General features: G+C 69.6%; 21 protein-coding genes and 1 pseudogene. 15 read left to right on the plus strand and 7 right to left on the minus strand.

Annotated elements, in window-relative coordinates; genetic code table 11:
* Positions 1-17: 17 nt before the first annotated feature.
* The 5 genes from trxA (at position 18) to ACPYIS_RS03915 (ending at position 3,722) form a co-directional block, all read left to right on the plus strand.
* Complete coding sequence (trxA, locus tag ACPYIS_RS03895) at positions 18-968, plus strand: thioredoxin (protein WP_424860017.1); 951 nt, start codon at positions 18-20, stop codon at positions 966-968.
* The gene (locus tag ACPYIS_RS03900) at positions 968-1,315 is read left to right on the plus strand and encodes a 2Fe-2S iron-sulfur cluster-binding protein (protein WP_299022034.1); all 348 of its coding nucleotides are present in this window, start codon (positions 968-970) and stop codon (positions 1,313-1,315) included. Before trxA ends, ACPYIS_RS03900 begins: the two co-directional genes overlap by 1 nt.
* A gap of 151 nt (positions 1,316-1,466) precedes the next feature.
* A complete protein-coding gene (locus tag ACPYIS_RS03905; RefSeq protein WP_299022031.1) occupies positions 1,467-1,982 on the plus strand; it encodes a Spy/CpxP family protein refolding chaperone in 516 nt (171 codons plus the stop codon).
* Positions 1,954-2,673 carry a response regulator gene (locus ACPYIS_RS03910; RefSeq protein WP_424860016.1) on the plus strand — a complete coding sequence of 240 codons (720 nt, stop codon included), beginning with the start codon at positions 1,954-1,956 and terminating at the stop codon, positions 2,671-2,673. Before ACPYIS_RS03905 ends, ACPYIS_RS03910 begins: the two co-directional genes overlap by 29 nt.
* Positions 2,670-3,722 (plus strand): ATP-binding protein, encoded by a 1,053-nt coding sequence (locus tag ACPYIS_RS03915; RefSeq protein WP_425973887.1) that lies wholly within the window; start codon positions 2,670-2,672, stop codon positions 3,720-3,722. Before ACPYIS_RS03910 ends, ACPYIS_RS03915 begins: the two co-directional genes overlap by 4 nt.
* A 2-nt stretch (positions 3,723-3,724) precedes the next feature.
* On the opposite strand, the gene ACPYIS_RS03920 is transcribed toward ACPYIS_RS03915, so the two are convergent.
* The 3 genes from ACPYIS_RS03920 to pyk form a co-directional block, all read right to left on the minus strand.
* Positions 3,725-4,633: a phosphoribosylaminoimidazolesuccinocarboxamide synthase gene (locus ACPYIS_RS03920; protein WP_424860014.1), complete on the minus strand. Its 909-nt coding sequence runs from the start codon at positions 4,631-4,633 to the stop codon at positions 3,725-3,727.
* 64 nt (positions 4,634-4,697) lie between these two features.
* A complete protein-coding gene (locus ACPYIS_RS03925; protein WP_299022025.1) occupies positions 4,698-4,961 on the minus strand; it encodes a DUF4212 domain-containing protein in 264 nt (87 codons plus the stop codon).
* A gap of 6 nt (positions 4,962-4,967) precedes the next feature.
* Positions 4,968-6,401, minus strand: coding sequence for a pyruvate kinase (gene pyk / locus ACPYIS_RS03930; RefSeq protein ID WP_425973889.1), 1,434 nt, complete (start codon positions 6,399-6,401; stop codon positions 4,968-4,970).
* A 118-nt stretch (positions 6,402-6,519) separates the two neighbouring features.
* Between pyk and ACPYIS_RS03935 the strand changes: the two genes are divergently transcribed.
* The 8 genes and pseudogenes from ACPYIS_RS03935 to ACPYIS_RS03970 form a co-directional block, all read left to right on the plus strand.
* Positions 6,520-7,407, plus strand: coding sequence for a CoA transferase (locus ACPYIS_RS03935; protein ID WP_424895048.1), 888 nt, complete (start codon positions 6,520-6,522; stop codon positions 7,405-7,407).
* A 74-nt stretch (positions 7,408-7,481) separates the two neighbouring features.
* Entirely contained in the window at positions 7,482-8,462 is a 981-nt protein-coding gene (locus ACPYIS_RS03940; protein WP_424895047.1) for an efflux RND transporter periplasmic adaptor subunit, read from the plus strand.
* On the plus strand, positions 8,459-9,676 hold the full coding sequence (locus tag ACPYIS_RS03945; RefSeq protein ID WP_424895046.1) for an ABC transporter permease: 1,218 nt from the start codon (positions 8,459-8,461) through the stop codon (positions 9,674-9,676). The genes ACPYIS_RS03940 and ACPYIS_RS03945 overlap by 4 nt, the downstream gene beginning before the upstream one ends.
* Positions 9,669-10,370, plus strand: coding sequence for an ABC transporter ATP-binding protein (locus ACPYIS_RS03950; protein ID WP_424859989.1), 702 nt, complete (start codon positions 9,669-9,671; stop codon positions 10,368-10,370). Before ACPYIS_RS03945 ends, ACPYIS_RS03950 begins: the two co-directional genes overlap by 8 nt.
* Before the next feature lie 96 nt (positions 10,371-10,466).
* Complete coding sequence (locus tag ACPYIS_RS03955; RefSeq protein ID WP_299022013.1) at positions 10,467-10,745, plus strand: DUF2061 domain-containing protein; 279 nt, start codon at positions 10,467-10,469, stop codon at positions 10,743-10,745.
* A gap of 134 nt (positions 10,746-10,879) precedes the next feature.
* Positions 10,880-13,225, plus strand: a complete 2,346-nt coding sequence (locus ACPYIS_RS03960) for an NADP-dependent malic enzyme (protein ID WP_424895045.1) — start codon at positions 10,880-10,882, stop codon at positions 13,223-13,225.
* Positions 13,226-13,415: 190 nt separating this feature from the next.
* The gene (locus ACPYIS_RS03965; protein WP_424860151.1) at positions 13,416-13,748 is read left to right on the plus strand and encodes a ribonuclease domain-containing protein; all 333 of its coding nucleotides are present in this window, start codon (positions 13,416-13,418) and stop codon (positions 13,746-13,748) included.
* A 43-nt stretch (positions 13,749-13,791) separates the two neighbouring features.
* Positions 13,792-14,193, plus strand: a pseudogene (locus tag ACPYIS_RS03970) (barstar family protein); the annotation flags it as partial.
* Between the two features lie 195 nt (positions 14,194-14,388).
* On the opposite strand, the gene rsmA reads toward ACPYIS_RS03970, so the two are convergent.
* Genes rsmA through ACPYIS_RS03985 form a run of 3 tightly spaced genes read right to left on the minus strand, consistent with a single transcriptional unit; the run spans position 14,389 to position 18,984 of the window.
* On the minus strand, positions 14,389-15,219 hold the full coding sequence (gene rsmA, locus ACPYIS_RS03975; protein WP_299022009.1) for a 16S rRNA (adenine(1518)-N(6)/adenine(1519)-N(6))-dimethyltransferase RsmA: 831 nt from the start codon (positions 15,217-15,219) through the stop codon (positions 14,389-14,391).
* Complete coding sequence (locus ACPYIS_RS03980) at positions 15,216-16,538, minus strand: peptidylprolyl isomerase (RefSeq protein WP_424859987.1); 1,323 nt, start codon at positions 16,536-16,538, stop codon at positions 15,216-15,218. Before ACPYIS_RS03980 ends, rsmA begins: the two co-directional genes overlap by 4 nt.
* Positions 16,531-18,984, minus strand: coding sequence for an LPS-assembly protein LptD (locus ACPYIS_RS03985; RefSeq protein WP_424895044.1), 2,454 nt, complete (start codon positions 18,982-18,984; stop codon positions 16,531-16,533). The genes ACPYIS_RS03980 and ACPYIS_RS03985 overlap by 8 nt, the downstream gene beginning before the upstream one ends.
* Positions 18,985-19,032: 48 nt before the next feature.
* Here ACPYIS_RS03985 and ACPYIS_RS03990 point away from each other — a divergent pair, with 48 nt between their 5' ends.
* Positions 19,033-20,145, plus strand: a complete 1,113-nt coding sequence (locus ACPYIS_RS03990) for an aminoglycoside phosphotransferase family protein (RefSeq protein WP_299022001.1) — start codon at positions 19,033-19,035, stop codon at positions 20,143-20,145.
* 30 nt (positions 20,146-20,175) lie between these two features.
* Positions 20,176-20,907: a 16S rRNA (uracil(1498)-N(3))-methyltransferase gene (locus ACPYIS_RS03995; protein WP_424860150.1), complete on the plus strand. Its 732-nt coding sequence runs from the start codon at positions 20,176-20,178 to the stop codon at positions 20,905-20,907.
* A gap of 12 nt (positions 20,908-20,919) precedes the next feature.
* Here the strand turns inward: ACPYIS_RS03995 and ACPYIS_RS04000 are convergent, their stop codons facing one another.
* Positions 20,920-21,417, minus strand: a complete 498-nt coding sequence (locus ACPYIS_RS04000) for an NUDIX hydrolase (protein ID WP_299021995.1) — start codon at positions 21,415-21,417, stop codon at positions 20,920-20,922.
* Positions 21,418-21,452 lie beyond the last annotated feature (35 nt).

The raw sequence follows: 21,452 nt of genomic DNA on the forward strand, positions 1-21,452 counted from the left end.
AATCGGACGGTGCCGACATGATCGACGTCACGCTTGCCAATTTCCAGACCGAGGTGCTCGAGGCCTCGCTGACCACCCCGGTGTTGGTGGATTTCTGGGCGCCCTGGTGTGGTCCCTGCAAGGTGCTGGGCCCCCTACTGGAAAAGGTGGAGGCGGCCTACGCCGGGCGCTTCGTGCTGGCCAAGGTCAACACGGAGGAGGAGCAGCAACTCGCGGGCTACTTCCAGATTCGCAGCATCCCGACCTGTATCCTGTTCGTCGGTGGCCAGCCGGTCGATGGGTTCATGGGCGCTTTGCCTGAAGGCCAGATCAAGGCTTTCTTGGACCGTCACTTGCCGAGCGAGGCTGACCTCATGGCGCAGACCGAGCTGGCCCAGGCGCAGCAAGCCGCGGCACAAGGGGATGCGGGCACGGCCTTGCAGCGCTTGCGCGATGCACTGGCGCAAGCGCCCGACAACGACGACGTACGCTACGATTTGGTGCGCCTGCTCATCGAAGCGGGGCAGCTCGACGAGGCGGCCGCCGCGCTCGCGCCCGCGCTGGGCAAGATTCCAGTGCCGCTGCGCTTCGAGGCGCTGGCGCAATGGCTCAACGCCCTCGAGTTTGTGCGCAACGACCCGCGTGGACAGTGGCCGCTCGAGAAGTTCGACGAGGCGATCGCGGCCAACAAGCGCGATTTCGAAACCCGATTCGCCAAAGCGCGCGTGTTGATCGCCCGCGGCGAGTGGCCCGCGGCGATGGATGAACTGCTCGAAATCATCATGCGCGACAAGAAGTGGGCCGACGAGGCCCCGCGCAAGACCATGGTCGCGCTGCTGGAGCTGTTGACGCCCGCCCGGCGCGATGGAGCACCGTCGCCGAAGTCGGCAGCGGGCTTGGAGATCGCCGGCCACACGGCGACACAGGAAGACCCGCAGGCCGAACTGGTGTCTCGCTACCGCCGCAAGCTCAGCATGGCGTTGAACTGATGACAACCGTGATTACCGTGCGCTTCGTGACCCCGGGGCCCCACGGCCCCGTGGACGACCGCGAGGTCGAGGTAGCCGCCGATGGCCGCAGCCTGATGAAGGCCGCCGTCGAGGCCGGAATCGACGGAATTGCCGCCGATTGCGGTGGCAACCTGACCTGCGCCACGTGTCATGTGATCGTGCCCGACGCGTGGCGCGATCGGCTGCCACCGCTGTCGGCCGATGAGGACACCATGCTCGACTACACCGCGGTCGAGCGCCAGCCCGGCAGCCGGTTGAGTTGCCAAATCCGCCTCGGGCCGGCGCTCGACGGACTGGTCGTCGAATTGCCCGCGCGCCAGTACTGACGACGCTGATGACGGGAAGGCGGCCATTGGGCGCCGCGTTGACACTTCTTTACGCAGCCGCCAAATGGGCTTGACAGCGGCCGCCGACACTGCTGTTGTCGGACGGGCCATGGGGGCTCGGCACCGGCAACGGTATCGAAGGAGTGTGACCATGAACGACGAACGGCAGTGGGGGCGCGGTTGGCGCCCAGTTTTGGTGGGGTTGGCGCTGGTGACGGCGTCTGCTGGCGTATGGGCGGCGGGCCCTGCCCACGGCATGGGCGGGCCCATGGGCCCGATGGAAGGAGCGGGCGAGCGCATGGTCGAACATTGGATGCGCGGGCTCGACCTCCAGCCGGCGCAGCGCGAACAACTGCAGACCCTGGCCCAAGCGGCCCGCGCCGATATGCAACCCCTGCGGCAGGAAGGCCGCGCGCTGCGCGAGGAGCGCCAGCGCCTGCTGGCCGCGCCAGCCCTGGACGAAGCTGCGCTGGAGGCATTGCGCCAGCGCGAACTGGCCTGGCACGACCGCTTGACGGCGCGCATGAACCGTTTCATGATCGATGCGGCCAAGGTGCTGACGCCGGAGCAGCGGCAACGCTGGGCCGAACGCATGCAACAGCGCGCCGAAGGCAAGCACCGTCCGGGGATGGGCCCGCATGAGCGCCCCCACCATTCTCATCGTTGACGACGACGGCCGGCTGACCGCCATGCTGGCCGACTATTTGGGCAGCGCCGGCCTGCGCACCCGGCATGCCGAGACGCTGGCGCAAGCGCGCCAGTGCTTGCGTGCCGATCCCTTGCCCGACGCCGTGGTGCTAGACCTGATGTTGCCCGACGGCGACGGGTTGGATCTGTGCCGTGAGCTGCGCCAGGCACCGCGCACGCGCGCCCTGCCGGTGCTGATGCTGACGGCGCGGGGCGAGGCCGCCGACCGTGTCGTGGGGCTCGAGCTCGGCGCCGACGACTACCTGGCCAAACCGTTCGAGGCGCGTGAATTGCTCGCGCGCCTGCGCGCGCTGCTGCGGCGCGCCAACGGCGCCCGCGACGATGCAGATTCGTGTCTGCGCGTGGGCGCGCTGGAGCTGGATTTGGGCGCGCTGCAGGTGCGTGTGCATGGACAGCCGCGCGAACTCACGCCCTACCAATTCCAACTGCTGGCCGTGTTGGCACGCCACGCGGGCCGGGTGCTCACGCGTGACCAGATCATGGATGCGTTGAAGGGCCATCCGCAAGAGGCGTTCGACCGCTCGATCGATGTGCACATCTCGCGCATCCGCGCCGCCATCGAGGACGACCCGCGCCAGCCGCGGCGCATCCTGACCGTGCGGGGTTGCGGCTATATGCTGGCGCGCAGCGCGGACGAAGTCGCGGCATGACGCGGTTGTTTTGGCGCATCTATGGCGCGGTGTTGGTCGTGCTGCTGGTGTTCGGCACGCTGGCCTACGGCGTGGCGCAATACCACGCGCAACGCGAGCGCGACGAGACCCAGGCTGCGTGGACGGACTGGAGTGGTGGTTGGGGCGATCCGCTGTTGACCCCCCTGCTCTACGACGACGACGGCGAGCGTTCCCGCGGCCTGTGGATGGTGGGATCGCTGGCCATCGCCTGGGGTTTGGTGGGACTGGTCGCCTATCCGGTGGTGCGCTCACTCACGCGTCGATTGGAGCGGCTGCGCGCGGGCGTGCAAGCGTTCGGCCAGGGCGATTTGCGCCAGCGCGTGGACGTCAGCGGGCGTGACGAAGTGGCCGCACTGGCGGCCAGCTTCAACGCCGCCGCGGCGCGCATCGAGACGCTGGTGCAGGCGCACCGGTCGCTGCTGGCCAACGCCTCGCACGAGTTGCGCTCGCCGTTGGCCCGTTTGCGCCTGGCGCTGTCGCTGCTGCGGCAAGACCCGGCAGCGGCTGACGCGCGCTGGCGCGAGATCGAGCGCAACCTGGCCGAGCTCGATGCGCTGGTCGAGGAGGTATTGCTGGCCAGCCGCCTGCAGGCGATGCCCGCCTTCGAGCGCGCGCCGGTCGAGTTACTCGGCTTGGCCGCTGAGGAAGCAGCGGCTGTCGGGGCGGAGGTCGAGGGGGTGGTGTTGACCGTTCTGGGCGACGAGCGACTGCTGCGGCGCGCGGTGCGCAACCTGCTGGACAACGCCCGCCGCCACGCTCCCCCACAGCCCCCCGACGTGCAGCTGCGGCGCGTGGGTGACGCTGCCGAACTGCGCGTGTGTGACCGCGGCCCGGGTGTGCCCGAGGCCGAGCGCGAGCGGATTTTCGAGCCTTTTTACCGCCTGCGCGGGCATGGCGAGACCGCGGGCGGCGTGGGGCTGGGCCTGAGTCTGGTGCGCCAGATCGCCGAGCGGCACGGCGGCAGCGTGCACTGCGAGCCGCGCCCCGGTGGCGGCAGCTGCTTCGTGTTGCGGCTGCCGCTGCGTTGACCTCAACCGATCAGGCGCTGGAGTGCTTCGCGGTATTTGGCCGCAGTCTGCTCGATCACTTCGCGTGGCAAGCGCGGCGCCGGTGGCGTTTTGTTCCACGGCCGTCCGTCCACCTGTGCCGTCTCCAGCCAGTCGCGCAGGTACTGCTTGTCGAAGCTCGGCGGATTGATGCCTTCCTGATACGACTCTGCGGGCCAGTAACGCGACGAATCGGGCGTGAGCACCTCGTCCATCAGCGTCAGCGTGCCGTCCGCATCCAGGCCGAACTCGAACTTGGTGTCGGCGATGATGATACCCCGCGTGGCCGCATAGTCGCTGGCCGTTTGGTACAGGCGGATCGATAGGTCACGGATACGCGCGGCCAGATCAGGCCCGATGCGGGCGGCCATTTCGTCGAACGTGATGTTTTCGTCGTGCTCGCCCACGGCCGCCTTGGCCGCCGGGGTGAAGATCGGCTCGGGCAGCCGCGAGGCCAGGCGCAATCCCGCAGGCAAGGGCACGCCACATACCGACTGCGATTGCTGGTACTCCTTCCACCCGCTGCCGGCCAGGTAGCCGCGCACCACCGCCTCTACCGGGATGGGCTGCAGCCGCTTGACCAACATCGAGCGCCCGCGCACCAGCTCGCGCTCATCGGGGGCCACGACGCTCAGCGGATCCTCACCCGTCAGGTGGATGGGGCAAAGGTTGGCCCCCTTGGGCCCCAGCTTGTCGAACCAAAACAGACTCAAGCGCGTCAGCAGCTCGCCCTTGCCCGGGATGGGCTCGCCCATGATGACATCGAACGCACTGATGCGGTCGGTGGCCACCATGAGGATGCGGTCGGTACCGACCGCGTAGTTGTCGCGTACCTTGCCGCGCGCGAGCAGCGGCAGCGAGTGGAGTTGGGTGGTGTGCACCGCTTGTATCATGCCGTCGATGGTAGCGCATCTCGACTCGGGGCCAGCTGGTGACTGCGTTGTCCGTCTCCACGGGTCAATCGTCGACGGCATCGACATCATGCACAGCGTCGAGCCGATGCATGACATAGGCGTACAGCACGACGATGGCCACATAGGTCAGCAACGCGCCCTGAGCGGCCACCCAGTAGCTGAACGGCCAACCGAAAAAATCGAAGCGCAGCTCGCGCGCGAAGTACGCGACGACGAACGTCACCCCAAACCAGATCACCAGCAGTGCGCTCGTGATGACCAGAACGCAACGCCAATATCGTTGCTGCACGTCGTGCGGTCGCTGCATCGTGCGCTATCCCACCTGCCCCACCTTGAGCATGTTGGTGCCGCCCGGCGTGCCCATCGGCTCGCCGGCGGTGATCACGTACCGGTCGCCCGTCTGCAGGCGTCCGCGTGATTTCAGGTGTTGTTCCGCCTGCATCAGCGCCGTGTCCCGATCGGCACTGCCGCCCGCGATGCGCAGCGCGTGCACGTTGCGGTACAGGGCAAGGCGCCGTGCCGTGCTCAGGCGTGGCGTGATGGCAAAGATCGGGATGTCCACCGTGTGTCGGCTCATCCACAGCGGCGTGGAGCCGGATTCGGTCAGCGCGATGATGGCACGCGCGTGCAGGTGCGAGGCGATGAACAGTGCCCCAAGCGCGATCGACTGGTCGATGCGCGCAAAGGTTTTGCCGATGAAATCGGCATCGAGCGCGTCGTGGTACGCTTGCTCCGCCGCCAGGCAGATGCGCGCCATCTCCTGTACCGTCTGCAGCGGGTATTTGCCGGCGGCGGTCTCGGCGCTCAGCATCACCGCGTCGGTGCCATCGAGCACCGCATTGGCCACATCGCTGACTTCGGCGCGCGTGGGCACCGGTGCGTGAATCATGCTCTCCATCATTTGCGTGGCGGTGATCACGAGCCGATCGTGCTCGCGTGCCAGCGCGATCATGCGCTTTTGCAGCGCCGGCACGGCGGCGTTGCCGACCTCGACCGCCAGGTCGCCGCGCGCCACCATGATGCCGTCGCTGGCCTGCAGAATCGCTTCCAGCTCGGGGATGGCTTCGGCACGCTCGATTTTGGCGATCAGGCCGGGGCGATGGTCATCGGTGGCGGCTTCATCGCACAGGCGGCGCGCCAAGCGCATGTCGTCGGCGTTCTTGGGAAAGCTCACCGCCACATAGTCGGCCCGTAGCGCCATGGCGGTGGCGATGTCGGCCATGTCCTTGGGGGTGAGCGCAGGGGCGGTCAACCCCCCGCCGCGCTTGTTGATGCCCTTGTGGTTGGATAGCTCGCCGCCCACGACGACGCGGGTGTGCACAGCGGCCCCTTCCACGCGCACCACTTCCAGCTCGATCAGGCCATCGTTGAGCAGCAAGATGTCGCCGGGCACCACGTCGCGTGGCAACTCCTTGTAGTCCAGGCCGACCACGGTTTCGTCGCCCGGCTCCGTCCGGGTGGCGTCGAGCACGAACGGCGCTCCCTCGCGCAGGGTGACACGGCCATGGGCGAACTTGCCCACCCGAATCTTGGGACCCTGCAGGTCGGCCATGATGGCCACCTCTTTGCCCAGGCGCTGTGCTGCGGCGCGCACGCGCTCGGCACGCTGGCGGTGATCGTCGGCGCTGCCGTGAGAAAAATTCAGGCGCACGACATCGACGCCCGCCTGCAGCATGGCCTCGAGCATGTCGGGGGCATCGGACGCGGGTCCGAGGGTGGCAACGATTTTGGTGGCGCGCAATGGCATGGGGTCTCCTCGCAAGGTGGGGGCGGACCACCCGCGGGGGGTGGTGGCGCCGGATTTGGGTATTCTCCACCCCCTATCGTAGTACGCATGCGTGACAGCGCTTTGATACAGTGGCTGCATGAACGCCGAACGCCCCACTCGACGGCCGCCAGCCAAGCCGTTGGCGGGCGTGCGCATCGTCAGCCTGGCGCTCAACTTACCTGGGCCGGCCGCCGTGATGCGGCTGCGGGCGCTGGGCGCCCGCTGCACCCCGATCGAGCCGCCCACGGGCGATCCCATGCGGCACTACAGCGCTGCCGCCTACGCACGCCTGCACCGGGGTGTGGACGCGATCGAGCTGGATCTCAAAAGCGTGGCCGGCCAGCGTCGCTTGGCGCGCCGGCTCGACCGCGCCGACGTGTTGCTCACGGCCTTTCGCCCGTCGGCGCTGGCGCGGCTCGGGTTGGACGCCGATACCCTGCGCGCCCGCTGGCCGCGCCTGTGCGTGGTGCGCATCGTCGGCGGGCCGGGCGCGCGGGCCGAGGAGGCCGGGCACGATCTGACCTATCAGGCCGAGGCGGGCCTGATCGATGGCGAGACGATGCCGCCCAGCCTGCTGGCCGACATGGCTGGCGCCCTGCTGGCCGTCGAAGCGGTGCTGGCCGCACTCATCGTGCGCGAACGGACCGGTCATGGCGGGATCCATGACGTGGCGCTGAGTGACGCCGCCCGCTGGCTGGCGCTGCCGCGCGACTGGGGCCTGACCACGCCCGGCGGGCTGTTGGGTGGTGCCCATGCTGGGTACCGGATCTACCGCTGCGCTGACGGGCGGGTGGCGGTGGCAGCGTTGGAGCCCCACTTCGCCCACCGCTTGGGCGAGCTGGCCGGGCTGGGCGCACTGACCCCGCAGGCGTGCCTGCAGCCAGCCACCGCGCAAGCCTTGGCGCGCTGGTTCGGGCAACGCACGCGCGCGCAGCTGCGGGCGCTGGCGCGCCAGCATGATTTGCCGTGGGTGGTGTTGGAGTGACCATGGGCCAACAAACGAAACGATGGGTCGGAGTCGCCGTCCTACTAGGGCTGGCGGCGGCTGCGGCATGGTGGATGACGCAGCCGGTGCCGGTGCGCGTGGTGACCCTGGAGGCGCGGCCCGTGCAGATGTCGGTGGTCGTGGCCGGCCGCGTAGCGGCGGCGCGCGAGACGACCCTGGCCAGCACGGTGACCGGACGGGTATGGGCCACCCCCGTGGCCGAGGGGGCAGCGGTCCGGGCCGGCACCCCGCTCGTGGTGCTCGACAGCGACGAATGGCGTGCGGCGGTCGCACAAGCACGGGCGCAGCAGGCTGACGCGCGCAATCAACTGGCAGAGGCCGAGCGGCAGGCGGCCCGGCAGCGCGAGCTGCGCCAGCAAGGGTTCATCAGCGCGGCGGCGCTGGACGCTGCCGAGCGGGCGCGCGAGGCGGCCCGACAGCGTGTGGCCCAGGCCGACGCCGCGCTGCGGCAATCGCGCGCTCGCCTGGACCAGACGACCGTGCGGGCACCCACGGACGGTGTGGTGCTGTCGCGCTTGGTCGAGGTGGGCGACGGGGTGACGCCGGGCAAGCCCCTCGTGCGTCTGGCGCTGTCGGGCCCGCCGCGCATCGTGCTCGACTTGGACGAGCGCGACCTGAGCCAATTGGCCGAAGGGCAGCCAGCAGCGGTTCGGGTCGACGCTTGGCCCGATGCCCGCCTGTCGGCGCGGGTGCAGCGCATCGCCGCCCAGGTCGACAACGCGCGCGGCACGGTTCAAGTCGAATTGGCACTGACCGAGCTGCCCCGTGTGCAGTTGCTGCCGGGCATGACCGTGTCGGCCGAGATCGTCACCGGCGAGCCGCGCCCACGGCTGCTGCTGCCGCTGCCGCTGACGGCGGTGCGCGACGGACGGGTGGCGACGGTGGAGCAGGGGCGCGTGCGCTGGCGAACGGTCGAGACCGACCCCGCGCGTGACGGTGCGTTGCCTGTGCGCGCCGGTGTTGACGTGGGGGTGCAGGTGATCGATCCCGCGCCGAACTTGCCCGAAGGTGGGCGCGTCGAGGTGCGGCCGTGAGGTTCGTCTGGACGGTGGCGTGGCGGCTGCTACGCGATGGGCGGTTTCAGACCTGGCTCATCGTCGGCGGGGTCACGATTGGGGTGGCGGTGGTGGTCTACATCACGGCCATCATCGATGGCTTGCAGGCCAACATCATCGACCGCACGCTGTCGTCGCAGGCGCACGTGGTGCTGCGCCCGGCCGAGCGGCTCAACCAGCGGGCCTGGGACGCGCGGGCGGAAGTGCGCACGCTGGCCGACGTGCGCAAGCGCACCCAGCGCGAGGCCACCATCGGCGACGTCGATGCGGTGCTCGCCGCCGTGCGGGCCGTGCCGGGGGTGCAAGCCGCCGCAGCGGTGGCGTCCGGCCCGGGCGTGGCCCAGCAGGGCGGGGTGCGCAAGGCCATTGTCGTGCTGGGCGTGGATTTGGCGGATTTTCAGCAGGTCATCCGGCTGGACGACAAACGCCGCGACGGCACGCTCTCGCTCGCCGCGGGCGAGGCGCTGATCGGCAGCGAGCTGGCCTCCGATCTGGGGCTGGCGCCTGGGGCGCGCGTGCGGCTGCAGTCCGCGTCCGGTGAGGTGCTGTCGGTGCGCGTCGCGGGGGTGTTGGATTACGGCGTGCAAGATCTCAACCGCCGGCGTGTGTTGCTGCCGCTGCGCGATGCGCAAAGCCTGCTGGGCTACGGGCGGGAGGTCACCGAAATCGACGTGCGCGTGCAGCGCTTGTTCGAGGCGCAGCGCCTGGCGGCGGATCTGTCGCGGGTCACGGGGTTGACCGCCGAGAGCTGGCAGGCCGCCAACGGCCAGCTGGTGACCGCCTTGCGCAGCCAGAGCGCGTCGGGCCTGATGATCCGGTTCTTCGTGACGCTGGCGGTGGCGTTGGGCATCGCCAGCGTGTTGGTGGTGTCGGTCGTGCAGCGCCAGCGCGAAATCGGCATCCTGCGCGCCATGGGCACGCCCCGACAGCGCATCCTGGCCGTCTTTTTGCTGCAAGGGGGGATCGTGGGCCTGGGCGGGTCGTTGCTGGGCACGGCGCTGGGGGCGGCGCTGGCCGTGGGATTTACGCGCGTGGCCCGCAACGCCGACGGCAGCCCGCTGTTTCCGATCGTGCTGCAGCCGGAGCTGTTCGTCTCCAGCGCCGCGCTGGCCACGCTGGTCGGGGTACTGGCCGCCTGGCTGCCCGCGCGGCGTGCGGCGCGGCTCGACCCCGTGGAGGCGATCCGTGGCTGACGTGCTGCGTCTGCAGGGCGTGCGCAAGCGCTACGGCGGGGGCGCGTCCCCGATCGTCGAGGTGCTGCACGGCATCGACCTGACGCTGGCGGACGGCGCGTTTGCCGCGCTCGTGGGTCCATCGGGGTCGGGCAAGTCCACGCTGCTCAACCTCATCGGGCTGCTCGAGACGCCGTCGGAAGGCGAAATCTGGCTGGCCGGCCAGCCCGCCCACGCCGCCTCGGAGGCGCACCGCACCGCCTGGCGCAACCAATACCTCGGCTTCATTTTCCAGTTTCACCATCTGCTGGGCGCTTTCAGCGCCGAAGAGAACGTGCTGATGCCCGTGCTGGCGGCCGGGCGCGGTCGCATCCACGCCGACGACCGCCGCCGCGCCCGCCTGCTTCTGGAGCGCACGGGTTTGGCGGCGCACGCGCATAAACGGCCGGTGCAGCTCTCCGGAGGCCAACAGCAGCGCGTGGCCATCGTGCGCGCGCTCATGAACCGCCCGCGATTGGTGCTGGCCGACGAACCCACGGGCAACCTGGACTCCCGCACCGCGCAAGAGGTCTTTGCCCTGCTGCGCGAGCTCAACCGCGACGAAGGCACGGCATTTCTCATCGTCACGCACGACGCGGGGCTGGCGGCTCGCTGTGATCGGCAGGTGTATTTGCAAGACGGGCGGCTGGTGCGGGACTCGGCAGGGGCTGCGTGATAAGCGCTATCGATGGGCTAAACAGAATCGATTGATAATCGTATTGAGAATCGCTACCATGACCCCATCATCCCCTGCACATCGAGGAGTACGGTCATGGCACGCATCCGTCGCATCGTCCACACCCACCGCTTGGCGCTGCTGAAAACCGCCACCTACTACGTGCTGCACATCACGGTAGCGGCGGCCGTTGCCTACGCCGTCACGGGCAACCTGTGGGCGGCGCTGACCCTGTCGTTGCTGGAGCCCACGGTGCAGGCAGTAGCGTACTTTTTCCATGAGCGCGCCTGGGCGCGGGTGGTGGCGCGCGCGCAACCGCGGCAGACGCCGCGCCTTGCACCGTCCGTTGCCGCGGGTTCATCGGCGCTGGGCTGAACGGGTGCATTGGCGCCAATGCAGTCACGGCTGCCGCCACCGGCGCGTGGGGCCCGTGGGGGCTTTCTACAATCGGAGCCTCATGCTGCCGCCTGTCGCCGTTGCGCAGGCGACGACCCCCAGGAGGTTCCACCATGGCCGAATCCCCATCGGACTCGCGCGCGCAGCTCAAGCGCGCCGCGCTCGATTACCACGAGCACCCCACACCGGGCAAACTGTCGGTGACGCCGACCAAGGCACTGTCCAACCAACGTGACTTGGCGCTGGCGTATTCGCCCGGGGTGGCCGCGCCCTGTGAGGAGATCGTCGCCGACCCGGCCAACGCCTTTCGCTACACCGGCCGCGGCAACTTGGTGGCGGTGATCACCAACGGCACGGCGGTGCTGGGTCTGGGCGACATCGGGCCGCTGGCGGCCAAGCCGGTCATGGAAGGCAAGGCGGTGCTGTTCAAAAAGTTCGCCGGCATCGACGTTTTCGACATCGAAGTCAACGAAAAAGACCCCGATCGACTGGTGGACATCATCGCCGCACTGGAGCCCACGTTTGGCGGCGTCAACCTCGAGGACATCAAGGCACCCGACTGCTTCTACATCGAGCGCCGGTTGCGCGAGCGCATGAAGATCCCGGTGTTTCACGACGATCAGCACGGCACGGCCATCGTCGTGGGCGCGGCGCTGCTCAATGGCCTGCACGTGGTGGGCAAGTCGCTGCAGGACATCAAGCTGGTGACGTCGGGTGCCGGGGCGGCGGCGCTGGCGTGCCTGAACCTGCTCGTCAAACTGGGTTTGCCGCGCCAAAACATCTGGGTGACCGACCTGGCGGGTGTGGTGTACGAGGGCCGCACCGAACTGATGGACCCGGACAAGGCCCCCTTTGCGCAGCGCACCGACGCGCGCACGCTGGCCGAGGTCATCGAGGGGGCCGACGTCTTTCTGGGCCTGTCCGCAGGCGGTGTGCTCAAGCCCGAGATGGTGGCGCGCATGGCGCCGCGTCCGCTCATCTTTGCGCTGGCCAACCCGACACCCGAAATCCTGCCCGAGCAGGTGCGCGCGGTGCGCGATGACGCCATCATGGCCACGGGGCGCAGCGACTACCCGAATCAGGTCAACAATGTTCTGTGCTTTCCGTACATCTTCCGGGGGGCGCTCGATTGCGGGGCCACCACCATCACCGACGAAATGGAAATCGCCGCCGTGCACGCGATCGCCGAGCTGGCGCGCGCCGAGCAAAGCGAAGTGGTGGCGCAGGCCTACGCGGGCGAGAAGCTCGCCTTCGGGCCGGAGTACCTGATTCCGAAGCCGTTCGACCCGCGGCTCATGATACGCATCGCGCCTGCGGTAGCCGAGGCAGCGGTGCGCAGTGGCGTCGCCCAGCGGCCCATCGCCGACCTGGATGCGTACCGCGAGCGGCTGCAGACCTTCGTGTTCGCGTCGGGCACGCTGATGAAGCCGGTGGTTGCCATCGCCAAGCAGGCTCGCTACAAGAGCGTGGCCTATGCCGAGGGCGAGGAAGAACGGGTGCTGCGCGCCGCGCAGGTGGTGGTCGACGAGGGGCTGGCGCGTCCGGTGCTCATCGGGCGGCCCGCCGTGATCGCCCAGCGCATCGAGCGCTTTGGGCTGCGGCTGCGCGCCGGCGACGATTACGACGTGGTCAACGTCGAGCAGGATCACCGCTACCGCACCTTCTGGCAGGACTACCACCAGCTGATGGAGCGCCGCGGCGTGACGCCGCAGATGGCCAAGATTGAGATGCGCCGCCGCCTCACGCTCATCGGGGCCATGCTGCTGCGCCATGGCGAAGTGCATGGGCTCATTTGCGGCACCTGGGGCACGCCGGCCATGCACCTGCACTATATCGATCAGGTGATCGGCAAACGCCCGGGCGCCCAAGCCTATGCGGCCATGAACGCCATCCTGCTGCCCGGGCGGCAGGTGTTCTTGGTCGACACCCACGTCAACATCGACCCCAGCGCCGAGCAACTGGCCGAGATCACGCAGATGGCCGCGCGCAAGATCATGCGCTTTGGCATCACGCCCAAGGCGGCGCTGCTGTCGCATTCCAATTTTGGTTCATCCGATGCCCCGAGCGCGGTCAAGATGCGCAAGGTGCTGGCCATGCTGCGTGAGCAGGCCCCTTGGCTGGAAGTGGACGGCGAGATGCACGGCGACGTGGCGCTGGACGCGGCCGCGCGCCAGCAGATCATGCCGCGCAGCACTCTGCATGGTGAGGCCAACCTGCTGGTGTGTCCCAATGTGGACGCGGCCAACATCGCCTACAACCTGCTCAAGACCGCGGCCGGTGGCGGTATCGCCATCGGCCCGATGCTGCTGGGGGTGGCCAAACCCGTGCACATCTTGACCGCCAGCTCCACGGTGCGCCGCATCGTCAACATGACGGCGCTGACCGTCGCCGAGGCCAACGTGGGGCCGCGCGCGGTGGGCGCCGCCGACGGCACGGGCGAGCCATCCGGCCGCGCCTGAGCGCGCACGCCCATCCGCAGCACAAGACTTCCGATTTGTCAAGATCTTGCAATCCGCGGACGGTTCAGGCACACTTGCGCGCTTGATTTCAGGGTTTACCCCAAGAGAGGATCGGGTGCGCAACGGGTGGCGTTGGTCGTGGCTGGCCTGGCTCGCGGCTTTGGTCTGGTGGGCGGTGGCGCTGCCGACGCTGGCGCGCGGCGACGTCGAGCCGACACCGGCGGCGGCCGAGATGCCCGTGGTCGCGCTGGCCGAGCTGCCGCGCGAGGCACAGGTGGTCATGCGCCTGATCCGACAAGGGGGGCCCTTTCCGTACGAGAAGGACGGCACGGTGTTTTTCAACCGCGAGCGATTGCTGCCCGCCCAAAAACGGGGCTACTACCGCGAGTACACGGTACCCACGCCTGGTTTGACGCACCGGGGTGCGCGCCGCATCGTCTGCGGCGGCTGGACGCCCACCGTGCCCGACGCCTGCTACTACACGGCCGATCACTACGCGAGCTTTCGCCGCATTGTGCCGTGACGCGCAGGAATCCGTTTTTCCATCGATCTCTCGCTTGGACCCAATGACCATGGAACAGCCGCTGCGCAACGTTCGACCCAACATCGTCCAGTCGATTCGCGCCTTCACGGTCAAAGACCTGCAGGCCGCCGCCGAGGCGCTGGGCCACCACTTCCTGTACGCCAACCTGGCCACGGCCCAGAACAAGCAGGACATCCTGGAGCTGATCTCGAATCAGTATCAGCTGCCGCCGCACAACGGCAAAAACCTGGATGCCTTGTACGACTGCCTGACCGATACGGTCTACAAGTCGGGGCCGCAGACCGGCTTCATCGTGGTGCTGGAGCACATCCCCACGAGCCCCAAGTTCGACAAGGAAGCGCGCGAGCAGCTGCTCGACGTCTTCCGTGATGTGGCCGACTTTTGGGCTGAGCGCAAGGTGCCGTTCCGCTGTTTTTATTCGTTCTCGGTGGCGCGGGCGCCCAAGCCGGCCGATCTGGCCGCCACCGACGAGCCGTTGTTGACCGACAAGCTGGTCGACGTCAGCCCGCAGGCGTTGCGCATGAGCAGCCCGTTCAACGCGGGCTACTGGCTCAGCGCGGCCTGACCGCCTGGCCCCGGGGCGGCGGTCCCGTCCTGCTCGGGAGTCCTGCCTCGGGGTTCAGGGGTGCGCGGGGCCGCCCAACGCTTGCGCCAGCGCCACGTATTCGGCCACGGGCACCTCCTCGGCGCGGCGCTGCGTGTCGAAAGCCCCGCCGTAGCCCCGCGCCTCGAGCCAAGGGCCCAGGGTGTGGCGCAGCAGCTTGCGCCGCTGCGAAAACGCCACTTGCACCAGCGCTTCCAGCAGCGCCACGTCCAGCGCCGCGGGCGTGGGCCAGGGCACCATGCGTACGACGGCGCTGTCCACGCGCGGGGGCGGCTCGAACGCCTGCGGCGGCACGAGCAGCACCGTCTCCATGGCATAGCGCCATTGCAGCATGACGCTCAGCCGCCCATAGGCCGCGGTGGCGGGCGTGGCCACCATGCGGTCGACCACTTCCTTTTGCAGCATGAAGTGTTGGTCCAGCACGCGGTCGGCCCAGGCCAGCACGTGAAACAGGATGGGGGTGGAGATGTTGTACGGCAAGTTGCCGACCACGCGCAGGCGCCGTGGGACGGCCGCTCCCGGTGTGTTGCCGCAGTGCGCGGCGAGGGCTCCGAAGTCCACCTGTAGCACGTCGGCTTCGACCACCTCCAGCTGCGGGTGACGGCGCAGGCGCGCAGCGAGGTCGCGGTCGAGCTCGATCACCGTTAGCCGCCCCAGCCGCTCGACCAAGGGCTGCGTGAGCGCCCCCAGGCCGGGGCCGATTTCCACCATGCAGTCACCCGGCTCGGGGTCGATCGCGCGCACGATGGCGTCGATGACCGCGGGGTCGCTTAGAAAATGTTGTCCGAAGCGTTTGCGGGCCCGGTGACCGTGGGTGTTGCCAGTGACGCGGCGGGACGGCTTCACTGCGGTGCCTCGCGGATTTCGATATAGGCACGGCTGCGTTGCTCGCGCAACCGCTCGGCCAGGGTTTCATCGGCCTTGCGCTCCCGCAACAGGGAACGTACGGCGTCGCGCAGCTCGCGCGGGCTGCGCTCGACCGTGCGGCGCTCCTGCACCTCGATCAGGTGCACGCCAAAGCGCGACACCACCGGGGCCGACACCTGCCCAGGGGCGAGCGCGTCCATCGCCTCCTCGAACTCGGGCACGAACATCCCCGGCGTGGCCCAGCCAAGCGCGCCGCCGTCACGGGCCGAGGCGTCCTCGCTGATCTCGCGCGCCGCGGCGTCGAAGCTCGTTTGTCCCGACACGATGCGTTCGCGCACCGCCTGCAGGCGTGCGATGGCGGCGCGCTGGCTGGCCTCGTCGTTGGCGCGCAGCAGAATGTGGCGCACGCGGGTTTGCGTGACCGTGGGCTCGGGCAGATCGACGTGCCGCTTGGTCAAGACCTTGAGCACGTGAAAGCCCGCGCCGCTGCGCAGCGGACCCGCGACGTCGCCCGGGCGCAGGTCGCGTACCGCTTCCCAGAACAGGGTGGGATAGCGGTCGGCGCTGCGCAGGCCCAGGCGTCCGCCGTTGGCGGCTTCGGGCGCCTGCGAGTGGCGCCGTGCCAGGGCGGCAAAGTCCTCACCGGCCCGGGCGCGCTGCGCGATCTCTTCGGCTTGCTGGCGCGCGCGCGCCAGCGCCTCGCCACTGGCGTTGTCGGGCACCGCGATCAACACTTGCGCCAGCTCCAGCGCGGTGCGCGTTGGGTCGGCGCCCGCCTGGTGTTGGCGCAGGTAGGCGTCGATCTCGCTTTCGCTGACGCGGGCCTGCGACGCCTCGCGCTCGCGCAGGCGCTGCAGCAGCAGCTCGTTGCGCAGGTTGGCACGCAGCGTGGCCGGTGTCAGCCCGGCTTGCGGCAGGCGCGCACGCAGCTCGGCGACGCTGAGCCCATTGCGGCGTGCCACCTCGGCCTCGGCAGCGTCGATGGCCGCCTCGTCCACGCGGATACCACTGTCGGCAGCCCATTGCAGCAGCACCTTTTCGTCGATGAGCTGATCGAGCACCTGGCGTGCCAGGGCGGTACGTTCGGCAGGCGACGCGTTGGCGGGGACTTCGATGCGCGCCAGCCGCGCGCGCAGCTCCGAGGCGGCGATCGGCTCCCCGTTGACCAGGGCCACGACGTAGTCGGCCGTCGCCGCCGCGCCGGCCGGCATCTGGGCCGGGGCGGTCAAAGGGGCCGCGAGCGCCAGGGCACACAGCAGGCTCGCGGCAGCACGGCGGATCGGGAGGGACTCATTCATAGCGTTCGAAGCGGCTGGGCGGGTTGACGTCCTCGCGCAGGTAGCGGTAGCGCGGAATCTGCGTGCGCAAGGTCTGCAACGGGTTGCTGCCCAAGCGGGAGAAACCCGAGAATTCGAGCTGGAACAGGATGCGCTGGTTGGCGCTGGTGCGGCTTTGCTGCAGGCGCTCGAGCACCACGCGCCCGATCCAGCAACCAGCATCGTATTCGAAGCCCGCGACCAGATCGACGATGCGCCGGTCGGTGAAGCTGTAGTTGATCCGGCCCACACCGTACCACTGGCCGGGGCCCAGCGCGCGGCCCGGCACGGCCCCGGGCGCTCGCTCGCCCAGCAGGGCCGCCAGCGGCCACTGCCAGCCGAGGTCGAGCTGGCGGCTGCGGGCGGTGGTGGTTTCGTTGTTGCGGTACGCTACGCTCAGCACCCGGTACGGGCCCGGCATGTAGCGCGCCGACAGCAGCGTGCGCACCGACGTGCGGCGCGCCGTGTTGTACTGCCACGTGCCCCCCAGGGCCCACGCGGGCGTCCAGTTGACGGTGGCGCCGATCAGGATGTCGCTGCGGCCTTCGGCGGCCACGCCTTCGTTGGGCAGCGTCACGCGCTGGTCTTGCAAGCGCAGCCGCTGTGCCAGGCCGATGGAAGCGAGCTCGCGCCCGTCGTCCAGCGCGTACAGGCGCGTGCTCAACCCGTAGGTCAGCGCGCGCAGGTCGGCGATGCGGTCGTGCCCGCCGTAGGGGTTGGGCGCAAAAATCGTCGCCGGGTTGAAGTCGAACACTGCACTGTCGTACACCGGCAGTAAGCGCTGGTCGCGGTACGGGGTGGCCGACAGCAGCACGCGCGGTTCCAGCGTTTGTGCCACGGCACGGTCGAACAGCACGGTCTCGCGCTCGAAGAACAAGCCCGCATCCAGTGCCGCCGTGGGCAGTGCCACGCTGGTGCTGCGCCGCCCGTCGCCGATGGGCTGATCGAACCGGTAGTGTCGTGCGTGCGCTTGCAGGCTGGGCTCGATATACCAGCCTGGCGTTTCCCAGCGGCGGCTCAGCCGTACTACCCCCAGCGCGCGCGTGCCATCGACGTCGGTGCGCTGGTCGCCCGCCGACACGCCATCCCACACGGTGGGCAGCCGGTCGGTGGCGAAATGCGTGAGCTCCGCGTCGGCCGTCAGGAGCCAGCCGTCCAAGCCGGCCAGCGCTAACCGGCCCGGGCGGTAGCGCAGCGCCAGGCTCGGCAGCCGGTCGTAGGGTGCCACGATTTGATCCGAGCCGATCGGCACCAGCGTGCGCGACGCGCCCAGCGTTTGCCAGCGCTGTGCGGCCAAGCTGTACGACCACGGCCCCGCCCCGCCACTGAGCACGGCCTCGTTGAGCAACAGCCGCGCCGCCAGGTTGGTGATGACCGCGGTGCGCGGGAAGTCGCGCCAGTAGTCGTCGTCGCTGACGCGGTTGAGGTTGAGCCGCACGCCCGCACCCGGCAGCCAGTCGATGGGCGGCAGCGCGTGCTGGTGCTGGATGGCGTAGGCCCAGCGGTCGCGGTCGCGCAGGCGGTCGTTGCCCATCCACGCCGCGCGCACCTGTCCGCCGTACGTGCGCTCCAGGTAGCGGTATTCGCCGCCGAGGTCCACGCCGCGCTTGGTCATCAGCGTCGGGTACAGCGTGGCGTCGCGGTTGGGGGCCAGGTTCAGGTAGTACGGGACCGTGGTCTCGAAGCCGCTGCGGTTGTCCAGGTTGAAGGTCGGCGGCAGCAGTCCCGTCTTGCGCGCATCCGACAGCGGGAAGCTGATCCACGGCGCGGCCAACAGCGGCACACCTTGAAACTCCAGCCGCCCGCCGACGGCCTCGCCGGTGTCGGTGGACAGATCGAAGCGCACTTCGTCCGCCGTCACTGCCCATGCCGGTGTCCAGCGCGAGCCGGGCGGGCGCTCGCAGGTGCTGTAGCGCACATTATGTGCTACCGCGCGGTTCTCGTCCAGAAAATCCACGCGGCCGGCTTCGCCCTGCCCGCCCGTGCGCAGGAATTGGAAGCGCACGTCGTCGAAGCGCCCCTCGAAGGTGTCGAGCTTGAGTTGCAGCCGCGCGCCTTCGTAGACGTCGCCCTGGCGGTGGATGCGCACGCCCCCGCTGGCCAGTGCCGTGTCGTCCGTGGCGCGGTGCTCGAGTCGGTCGGCGCGCACGGTGACGTCGTGCCGGCGCAACACGGCGGCGCCTTCCACGACCGTGACCTCATCGACCTTACCCTCGATACGCTGCCCTTCGACGGTCGTCGGCGTTTTGCCGCGCAGCGCGGGGGGTAGCTGCTCCAGCAGCGTCAGCGACGGTTGCAGCAGCAGGGGCTCGGCGGCGGCCGAGCCCGCCAGACCCAGCAGCCCCAGCCACCAGCCGACACGCAACCGACCACGCCCGGCGGTCGAGCGCCGGGCGGGCGGGGGCGAGGTGGCGAGGCGGATCGGCACGGTCGGAAAGCGAAGCTCGAAGCCTTCGTAGAATGCCGTCGATTATCCATGAGCACCACCCACCTCCCCTCCCCCATCGATTGGCCCGATGCGGCACGCGCCCGCGCGTTCGACCAATGGTTGCAGGGCCTCGCAGCCGAGCATGGCGTGCAGCCCGACACGCTGCGGCTGGCCAGCGCGGACGCGAGTTTCCGGCGTTACTTTCGCGTCGACAGCGCGCAAACACCCGACGGCACCCTCATCGTGATGGACGCGCCGCCCGCCCACGAGGACTGTCGCCCCTTCGTGCGCGTGGCCGCGCTCATGCACGCTGCGGGCGTGCGCGCGCCGCGGGTGTTGGCGTGGGACGAGGCGCAGGGGTTTCTGTTGCTGACCGACCTGGGCGAGCAGACCCTGTTGGACGCGCTCGATCCGGCGCGGCCGGAGGCGGCGCTGCCCTACTTCAAGGACGCGATCGCCGCCCTGGTGGCGTGGCAGCAAGCCTCGCGCCCGGGCGAGTTGCCGCCGTACGACGAGGCGCTGCTGCGGCGCGAACTCGCGCTCTTTTCCGACTGGTACGTGGCGCGTCACCGGGGCTTGACGCTGACGGACGCCCAACGCCAGACGCTGGCCGCGACGTTCGACCTCATCGTGCAGCGCGTGCTGGCGCAGCCCACGGTATGGGTGCACCGCGACTTCATGCCGCGCAACCTCATGCTGCCCCACGGCGACTTCGACCCCACGCGGCCCGACGGGCGGTTGGGCGTGCTGGATTTTCAGGACGCGGTACACGGGCCGCTGACCTACGACATCGCCAGCCTGATGCGCGACGCCTTCCTGAGCTGGGACGAGGAGGTGGTGCTCGACGTCACCATCCGCTACTGGGAAGCAGCGCGCCGCGCCGGCTTGCTCGACGCCGAGGGTTGGGCGCAGGACTTCGGCGCCTTCTACCGCGCGGTGGAGTGGATGGGCTTGCAACGGCACCTGAAAGTCGCTGGCATCTTTGCCCGCTTGACGCTGCGCGACGGCAAGCCGCGCTATCTGGCCGATGCGCCGCGCTTCATCGGCTACATCCGCCACACCGCTGCCCGCTACCGCGAGCTGGCCCCGCTGCTGCGCCTGCTCGACGCCATCGAAGGGCAGGACTCCCCGACGGCGTACTCCTTTGGCCGCCTGGGCTGACACGGCGCCACCGGAGCCGAGCGCATGCCCGTGCCGCGCATCCACCACCCCGAGCCGCTGCAGCCCGGCGTGCTGCTGACCTTGCCGTCAGCGGCCAGCCGCCACGTGCAGGTGCTGCGCTTGCAGCCCGGCGACGCGCTCACCCTGTTTGGCGACCCCGTGCGCGGTGGGGAGTGGCACGCGCGCGTGACCACCATGGGGCGCCAGCAGGTGCAAGTGCAGGTGCTGGCGCACCACGCCGTCGAGCGCGAGCCCGCGCGGGCGGTGCACCTGGCCGTGGGCATGCCCGCCAACGAACGCATGGACTGGTTGATCGAAAAGGCCACCGAGCTGGGCGTCGCCAGCGTGCAGCCCCTGGTGAGCGCACGCACCGTACTGCGCCTGACCGGCGAGCGTGCCGCCAAAAAAGTGGCCCACTGGCAGGCGGTGGCGGTGGCGGCGTGCGAACAGTGCGGCGGCAACCGGGTGCCGCTCCTGCACCCGGTGCGCGAGTGGCGCGATTGGCTGGCGCACGCCGGGGCGCTGGCCGACGGCGTGCCGGGCGCCTACCTGTCGCTGAGCAACGGGGCGCTGCCTTGTGCGGCGTGGGCGCAGGCCATCGGCCCGGCCTGCCGCGTGGTGCTGGGGCCCGAGGGCGGCCTCACCGCCGCCGAGGAGGCCGCGTTGCAGGCCGCGGGCTGGCAGCCCCTCTCGCTGGGCGCGCGCGTGCTGCGCAGTGAAACCGCGGCCGTGGCCGCGCTGGCCGTGCTGACCCTGACCTGAGCGGGGGTGCCGTCAGCCGTGCAACAGCGGGCCGAGTGCCGTGATCGAGGGATCGGTGTCAATCACCTCTAGCGGCCAGCGGCGGCCGGCCGCGTGGTCCTCGATGCAGCGCCACACCAGCGGACTGCGGTGGCGCTCGCAACTGGCGCGCACCTCGTCGCGCGTCAGCCACACGGTGCGCACGATGCCCGCGTCCAACGCGCGCCCCGCCACCACCTCGCCCAGCTCACCCGTGAACGCCAAGCGCAGGTAGGTCACGTCCTCTCCCCGCTCGGGGCGCTGGAAGCGCGACAGGTAGATCCCGAGCAGCGCCGTGGGCGTGAAACGGTGGGCCGTTTCTTCCAACACCTCGCGCGCGCAGGCCTGCACGGGGCCCTCGCCCGGGTCCAGGTGACCCGCAGGGTTGTTGAGCCGCAGGCCATCGGGGGTGTGTTCTTCCACCAATAGATATCGCCCCGCGCGCTCGATGATCGCTGCCACGGTGACACTGGGTTTCCAACGTTCGGTCATATCAACATTATCCGCGGTGGGGAGAATGTCGGCGG

The organism is Tepidimonas sp. HKU78, assembly GCF_049860815.1.
Classification (GTDB): domain Bacteria; phylum Pseudomonadota; class Gammaproteobacteria; order Burkholderiales; family Burkholderiaceae_C; genus Tepidimonas.

What these genes read in the sequence shown, in the direction of transcription:
- trxA (WP_424860017.1), top strand. Translation starts at nt 18, where the DNA reads ATGATCGACGTCACGCTTGCCAATTTCCAGACCGAGGTGCTCGAGGCC.
- ACPYIS_RS03900 (WP_299022034.1), top strand. Translation starts at nt 968, where the DNA reads ATGACAACCGTGATTACCGTGCGCTTCGTGACCCCGGGGCCCCACGGC.
- ACPYIS_RS03905 (WP_299022031.1), top strand. Translation starts at nt 1,467, where the DNA reads ATGAACGACGAACGGCAGTGGGGGCGCGGTTGGCGCCCAGTTTTGGTG.
- ACPYIS_RS03910 (WP_424860016.1), top strand. Translation starts at nt 1,954, where the DNA reads ATGAGCGCCCCCACCATTCTCATCGTTGACGACGACGGCCGGCTGACC.
- ACPYIS_RS03915 (WP_425973887.1), top strand. Translation starts at nt 2,670, where the DNA reads ATGACGCGGTTGTTTTGGCGCATCTATGGCGCGGTGTTGGTCGTGCTG.
- ACPYIS_RS03920 (WP_424860014.1), bottom strand. Translation starts at nt 4,633, where the DNA reads ATGATACAAGCGGTGCACACCACCCAACTCCACTCGCTGCCGCTGCTC.
- ACPYIS_RS03925 (WP_299022025.1), bottom strand. Translation starts at nt 4,961, where the DNA reads ATGCAGCGACCGCACGACGTGCAGCAACGATATTGGCGTTGCGTTCTG.
- pyk (WP_425973889.1), bottom strand. Translation starts at nt 6,401, where the DNA reads ATGCCATTGCGCGCCACCAAAATCGTTGCCACCCTCGGACCCGCGTCC.
- ACPYIS_RS03935 (WP_424895048.1), top strand. Translation starts at nt 6,520, where the DNA reads ATGAACGCCGAACGCCCCACTCGACGGCCGCCAGCCAAGCCGTTGGCG.
- ACPYIS_RS03940 (WP_424895047.1), top strand. Translation starts at nt 7,482, where the DNA reads ATGACGCAGCCGGTGCCGGTGCGCGTGGTGACCCTGGAGGCGCGGCCC.
- ACPYIS_RS03955 (WP_299022013.1), top strand. Translation starts at nt 10,467, where the DNA reads ATGGCACGCATCCGTCGCATCGTCCACACCCACCGCTTGGCGCTGCTG.
- ACPYIS_RS03960 (WP_424895045.1), top strand. Translation starts at nt 10,880, where the DNA reads ATGGCCGAATCCCCATCGGACTCGCGCGCGCAGCTCAAGCGCGCCGCG.
- ACPYIS_RS03980 (WP_424859987.1), bottom strand. Translation starts at nt 16,538, where the DNA reads ATGAATGAGTCCCTCCCGATCCGCCGTGCTGCCGCGAGCCTGCTGTGT.
- ACPYIS_RS03990 (WP_299022001.1), top strand. Translation starts at nt 19,033, where the DNA reads ATGAGCACCACCCACCTCCCCTCCCCCATCGATTGGCCCGATGCGGCA.
- ACPYIS_RS04000 (WP_299021995.1), bottom strand. Translation starts at nt 21,417, where the DNA reads ATGACCGAACGTTGGAAACCCAGTGTCACCGTGGCAGCGATCATCGAG.